Origin of the sequence: Leucobacter sp. M11 (assembly GCF_035726885.1) — a bacterium.
Taxonomy (GTDB): Bacteria; Actinomycetota; Actinomycetes; order Actinomycetales; family Microbacteriaceae; genus JAPFRB01.
Genome location: NZ_JAPFRB010000005.1, coordinates 140,704 through 145,775, shown reverse-complemented (window position 1 = coordinate 145,775; position 5,072 = coordinate 140,704). Strand labels below are relative to the sequence as shown.

At 70.2% G+C, this 5,072-nt stretch carries 5 protein-coding genes and 1 pseudogene; 3 read left to right on the top strand and 3 right to left on the bottom strand.

The genetic code is table 11. The annotated features are described in order from the left end of the window. Nucleotides 1-327 (bottom strand): annotated as a pseudogene (locus OOT08_RS16015) (hypothetical protein); the annotation flags it as partial. Nucleotides 328-460: 133 nt separating this feature from the next. Here OOT08_RS16015 and OOT08_RS16010 point away from each other — a divergent pair. Continuing rightward, a complete protein-coding gene (locus OOT08_RS16010) occupies nt 461-1,177 on the top strand; it encodes a DUF4191 family protein (protein ID WP_325093824.1) in 717 nt (238 codons plus the stop codon). A 65-nt stretch (nt 1,178-1,242) separates the two neighbouring features. Here OOT08_RS16010 and OOT08_RS16005 read toward each other — a convergent pair whose 3' ends face one another. Beyond that, complete coding sequence (locus OOT08_RS16005) at nt 1,243-1,971, bottom strand: alpha/beta fold hydrolase (protein ID WP_325093823.1); 729 nt, start codon at nt 1,969-1,971, stop codon at nt 1,243-1,245. A gap of 62 nt (nt 1,972-2,033) precedes the next feature. Between OOT08_RS16005 and OOT08_RS16000 the strand changes: the two genes are divergently transcribed. Next, nucleotides 2,034-2,720: a helix-turn-helix transcriptional regulator gene (locus OOT08_RS16000; protein WP_325093822.1), complete on the top strand. Its 687-nt coding sequence runs from the start codon at nt 2,034-2,036 to the stop codon at nt 2,718-2,720. A gap of 39 nt (nt 2,721-2,759) precedes the next feature. Here the strand turns inward: OOT08_RS16000 and OOT08_RS15995 are convergent, their stop codons facing one another. Further along, nucleotides 2,760-3,206: an RDD family protein gene (locus OOT08_RS15995; RefSeq protein WP_325093821.1), complete on the bottom strand. Its 447-nt coding sequence runs from the start codon at nt 3,204-3,206 to the stop codon at nt 2,760-2,762. A gap of 131 nt (nt 3,207-3,337) precedes the next feature. Here OOT08_RS15995 and glnA point away from each other — a divergent pair, with 131 nt between their 5' ends. Then, on the top strand, nt 3,338-4,762 hold the full coding sequence (glnA, locus tag OOT08_RS15990; RefSeq protein WP_325093820.1) for a type I glutamate--ammonia ligase: 1,425 nt from the start codon (nt 3,338-3,340) through the stop codon (nt 4,760-4,762). Nucleotides 4,763-5,072: the final 310 nt, after the last annotated feature.

The following is a 5,072-nucleotide window of genomic DNA, read 5'->3' as shown; positions in this document are numbered from 1 at the left end:
CGTGCCGAGGCCCGCCAGGAGCTGCAACGCCTCGCTGTGCCGCGCCCGGCGCTCCCGCGGCGGCAGCGCCGCCCAGCCCGCTTCGGGTCCGCGGCGCGGCTCTCTGACGAGGATCAGCTCACGCACCCCTGACCGCGCAGGCGGAGCCGAGTCCCGACGACGCGGGTCCCCGGCGACGGGATCCGGGCCGAGGAGCCAGCGGCTCGCGCCCGGGGCCGCGTCGAGCAGGCGCAGCGGAGTGAGGCCGCGGGCCGGTGCCCAGTCCCGGAGCAGGCGGGCGTCTCGCCGGAGCGCGCGCCCCGCCCCCGGAGCCGGGCGTTGGATCATGCCCGGAAGCCTAGCCGGATGGCCGCCTCGGGGGGGGCCAGCGGCGGACGCCTGGGGGCGGTTGCGCACCCCGGGAATGCGTGCGGACAACTCCGCGGTCACGGCGCACAGAAATACTCGATATCCTGAGGGTATGGCAAAGGAAGATTCCCCCAAGAAGAAGGCGCGGAAGCAGAAGGGACCCGGCCGCATCAAGCAGATGTGGCAGGTCTACCGGACGACGCGCACGCACGACCCGAAGCTCGACCTGGTCCTGGGTTCAGCGCTGTTGCTGCCCCTCCTCGCCGGCGTCGCCCTTGCGGTGTTCCTGCCGGGTGGCATCCTCGCCAAGATCCTCTGGGTGCTCACGGGACTGCTCATCGGTATCCTGCTCGCGATGATCTTCCTCGGCCGTCGCGCTGAGAAGGCGGCGTACCAGCAGATTGCCGGCCAGCCCGGCGCGGTGGGCGCGGTCATCAAGAACGCCCTGCGTCGCTCGTGGCGCGGCACGGAGACCCCGGTTGCGATCAGCCCCAAAACCCAGGACGCGGTGTACCGCGTCGTGGGCCGCGGCGGCGTTGTCCTCATCACCGAGGGACCCGAGACCCGCACCCACAAGATGCGCGTCAAGGAGGAGCAGAAGGTCAAGCGGATCCTGCCCCAGGTCCAGGTGAGCCACATCCAGGTCGGCCCCGACGCCGATTCGGTGCCCCTGTGGAAGCTCTCCCGCACCCTGCTCAAGATCAAGCCGGTGCTGAACCGCAACGAGGTCCAGGTCGTGCACAACCGACTCACCTCGCTGCAGGCCTCTCCGGTTGCCATCCCGAAGGGCATCGACCCGATGCGGATGCGCGCACAGCGTCCTCGCTAAGCCGCAGCCGCTCACCAGAAACGGACCCTCGCCAGTGTCGGCGAGGGTCCGTTTCGCTGTCCGGGTCAGCTGCGAGCGGTGTCCGCGAGGAGCGCCGCCAGCTCGCCCGCCCGGCTCCACATGGGCCAGTGCCCCGTGGGCAGATCGAGCAGCTCCACGTCTTCGAGCGTGGCCAGCTCCGCCATCATCGGGTGCCCGGACGCCGCGAGCTGCCGGAGCTCGGCGGCGGAAAACGAGCAGGCGATCACCGTGCTGGGCACCGCGCGCCGCGCCGCATTCGTGAGCGTCAGGGGTGCTCGGATCACGGGGCCGGGTTGCGGCACCGCGCGGCGGCGGAACTCGGCGAGCTGCGGGGCGGACAGGCCTTCGACGCTCGCGGGCAGATCGCTGAACTCGGGCAGGGGCAGCTCCGGACGCTCCGCGGGGAAATCGGCGTCGTAGGCCTCCCCCGAGGTGCTTGGCCCGCTGTCCACGTAGATCACCCGGTCGACGGCCCCGGGGTCTCGGTCCAGCAGCGCCGAGGCCGGGAAGCCGGCCCCGCTGTGCACGACGAGCACCGCTTGGCCGCCCCGAGCGCGCGCCGCGGCGGTCGCCTCGGCGAGGGCGGCGACCTGGTCAGCAAGCGTCCGGGACGCGCGCTCCGGGTCACTCGGGTCGAGCCCGGGCAGGGTCAGGGCGAGGGCGTCGTGCCCGCGGGCACGGAGGTCCGTGGCGACCGCGTCCCAGGCCCAGGCGCCGAGCCAGAAGCCCGGGACGAGGACGAAGGTGCTGTGGGGTACTGGTGTGGGTTGCATGCCCCCAGTCTGACCCGCGCTCCGGACAACGGCATGTCACGAATTTCGGATATCGTGACAGCATGAAACGCGCCGAACGCCTGCACGCCCTCACCGACTCCCTGCGCCGGGCGGGGCCACGCGGGCGCAGCGCGCAGCGCCTCGCGGACGAGTTCCAGGTCACCGTGCGCACGATCAAGCGGGATCTCGCGGCGCTCTCGTCGAGCGGCCTGCCCCTGTGGTCGCGCACCGGCCCGGGCGGCGGCTACGGTCTCGCGGAGCGCACGGCGCTGCCGCCCGTCAACCTCAGCGCGGCCCAGGCCCTCGCACTCGTGTCCGCGGTCGCCGCGTCTCCGCACGCCCCGTTCGGGGACTCGGCCGGGGCCGCGATCCGGAAGATCCTCGACGTGCTCGACCCCGCGACCCGGCGACGGGCCGCGGAGCTCTCCGCGCGGGTCTGGGTGCACCCGGGGCCGGCCCCGAAGCGCTCGGTCATGTCCCCGGTGGAGCAGGCGCTGATCGAGCAGGTGACGGTGCGGCTCGACTATGTCGACGCGACGGGAACCGAGACCACCCGGGAGGTAGAACCCATGATTTTCGCGTACACCGGCGGACGCTGGTATCTCATCGCCTGGTGTCGGCTGCGCGACGCCGTGCGCTGGTTCGACCTGGCCCGGATCACGCGGGCAACGCAGACCCGGCGACCGTGCACGGGGCACGACGTCGCCGAGATCGGGACACCGCCCCCGGGGTCCGCCCCCCTCGGCTGACGAGCCGGTTCAGCGGCTCGGCGACCGTCGGGCGAACCGTTAGGCGCGGATGAGCACCGTTCCGGCGATCTTGTCGTGGAAGCCGCGCTGGTCCGAGTCCCAGACGAGCAGCGGCAGCACGAGGCAGATCAGGAGCGTGCGCACCACCGGACGCCACAGCCCCACCCAGCCGCCCGAGATCGGCACCACCCGCATCCCGAGGAGGCGGTGGCCAATGCTGCCGCCGATGGTGGGGATGAACACGATTTGGAGCAGCGCGTAGATGCCGAGCTGCGCGAGCGACTGGTCGGGGCTGGGCTCACCGCCCGGGGGGAAAAAGAGCAGCGTGATGACATAGGCGATGATCCAGTCCACGGCGATCGCGGCGAAGCGGCGACCGATCCGGCCGACGGAGCGGGGGCCGTCCTCGGGGAGGCCCAGACGCTCACCCGGCCACTTGCTAGGTTCGAGATCGCCGAATTTCGTGGGGCCAGAACGGTCAGACATGCCCCCATCCTATCGGGAGGACCCCGCGCGTAACCTGCGCGTAACACTCGGAAAACGCGCGGGAAACGCGTGCCCCCTAGGCTAGAAGTGTCCCGCCGCACCGGTGGGGCGTAATCCGCTGGAGGAGATTTATGTTTCGCGAGCCCGCAGAAGTCCTGAGGTTCATCGAGGAAACCGACGTCAAGTTCCTGGACATCCGGTTCACGGACCTGCCCGGGGTGCAGCAGCACTTCAACATCCCCGCGTCAACGGTCGACGAGGACTTCTTCGTGAACGGTCAGCTCTTCGACGGCTCCTCGATCCGTGGCTTTGCCACGATCGCCGAGTCCGACATGCAGCTCATCCCCGATGTCACGACCGCCTACATCGACCAGTTCCGCATTGAGCGCACCCTGGTCATGGTCTTCGACGTCTACAACCCCCGCAACGGCGAGATCTATGGCCGCGACCCCCGCCAGGTGGCCAAGAAGGCAGAGAAGTACCTCGCCTCGACCGGCATCGCCGACACCGCCTTCTTCGCCCCCGAGGCCGAGTTCTATGTCCTCGATGACGTGCGCTACGAGACCACGCCGCAGCGCAGCTTCTTCTCGATCGATTCCGAGGAAGCGGCCTGGAACTCCGGGCGCACGGAGGAGGGCGGCAACCTCGGCAACAAGACCCCGATGAAGGGCGGCTACTTCCCGGTCTCCCCCGTGGACAAGCAGGCCGATCTGCGCGACGACATCTCGCTCAAGCTCATCGACGCCGGCTTCCATCTGGAGCGCGCGCACCACGAGGTGGGCTCCCCCGGCCAGGCCGAGATCAACTACCGCTTCGACACGATGCTGAAGTCCGCCGACGACGTGCTGAAGTTCAAGTACATCGTCAAGAACACCGCCGAGGAGTGGGGCAAGACGGTCACGTTCATGCCGAAGCCCGTCTACGGTGACAACGGTTCCGGGATGCACACCCACATGTCGCTGTGGAAGAACGGCGACCCGCTGTTCTATGACGAGAACGGCTACGGCGGGCTCAGCGACCTCGCACGCTGGTTCATCGGCGGCATCCTGGAGCACGCGCCCTCGCTGCTCGCCTTTACGAACCCGACCGTGAACAGCTACCGTCGGCTCGTGAAGGGCTACGAGGCCCCGATCAACCTGGTCTACTCGGCCGGAAACCGCTCCGCGGCGATCCGGATCCCGCTCACGGGCACCAACCCGAAGGCGAAGCGCATCGAGTTCCGCGCCCCCGACGCCTCCAGCAACCCCTACCTCGCCTTCGCGGCGCAGCTCATGGCGGGCCTGGACGGCATCAAGAACCGGATCGAGCCGATGGACCCGATTGACAAGGACCTCTACGAGCTGCCCCCCGAGGAGGCGAAGAACATTCCCCAGGTGCCCGCGTCCCTCGACGAGGCGCTCGCGGCGCTCGAGGCCGACCACCAGTACCTGCTGGAGGGCGGCGTCTTCACCGAGGACCTCATCAGCACCTGGATCGACTACAAGCGCGAGTTCGAGCTGAAGCCGCTCGCCCTGCGCCCGCACCCCTACGAGTTCGAGCTGTACTACGGCTGCTAAGCCGCCCGCGTCACCCGGCGGTTCCGCCGTCGCCCCGCGCCCCCGGACACACCCGTGTCCGGGGGCGCTGGCGTGTCCGGATCGTGATCCGAGCCTCGCCGTGGCGTGGCACGGGCGTCGATAGGCTGAGGCGGTGACCACCTCTCCGCAGCGGCCGCCCAGGCGCCGCACCCCCGCGTCCCCCGTTGTTCTGTTCGGCGCTGCCCTCGCGCTGGGTCTCGGGCTCAGTGCCTGCGCCCCGGAGCCGGGCCCCGCCCCCGCTCCGAGCGCCTCCGCCTCGGCAAAGCCCAGTCCGAGCACCACGGCGTCC

What these genes read in the sequence shown, in the direction of transcription:
- OOT08_RS16010 (WP_325093824.1), top strand. Translation starts at nt 461, where the DNA reads ATGGCAAAGGAAGATTCCCCCAAGAAGAAGGCGCGGAAGCAGAAGGGA.
- OOT08_RS16005 (WP_325093823.1), bottom strand. Translation starts at nt 1,971, where the DNA reads ATGCAACCCACACCAGTACCCCACAGCACCTTCGTCCTCGTCCCGGGC.
- OOT08_RS16000 (WP_325093822.1), top strand. Translation starts at nt 2,034, where the DNA reads ATGAAACGCGCCGAACGCCTGCACGCCCTCACCGACTCCCTGCGCCGG.
- OOT08_RS15995 (WP_325093821.1), bottom strand. Translation starts at nt 3,206, where the DNA reads ATGTCTGACCGTTCTGGCCCCACGAAATTCGGCGATCTCGAACCTAGC.
- glnA (WP_325093820.1), top strand. Translation starts at nt 3,338, where the DNA reads ATGTTTCGCGAGCCCGCAGAAGTCCTGAGGTTCATCGAGGAAACCGAC.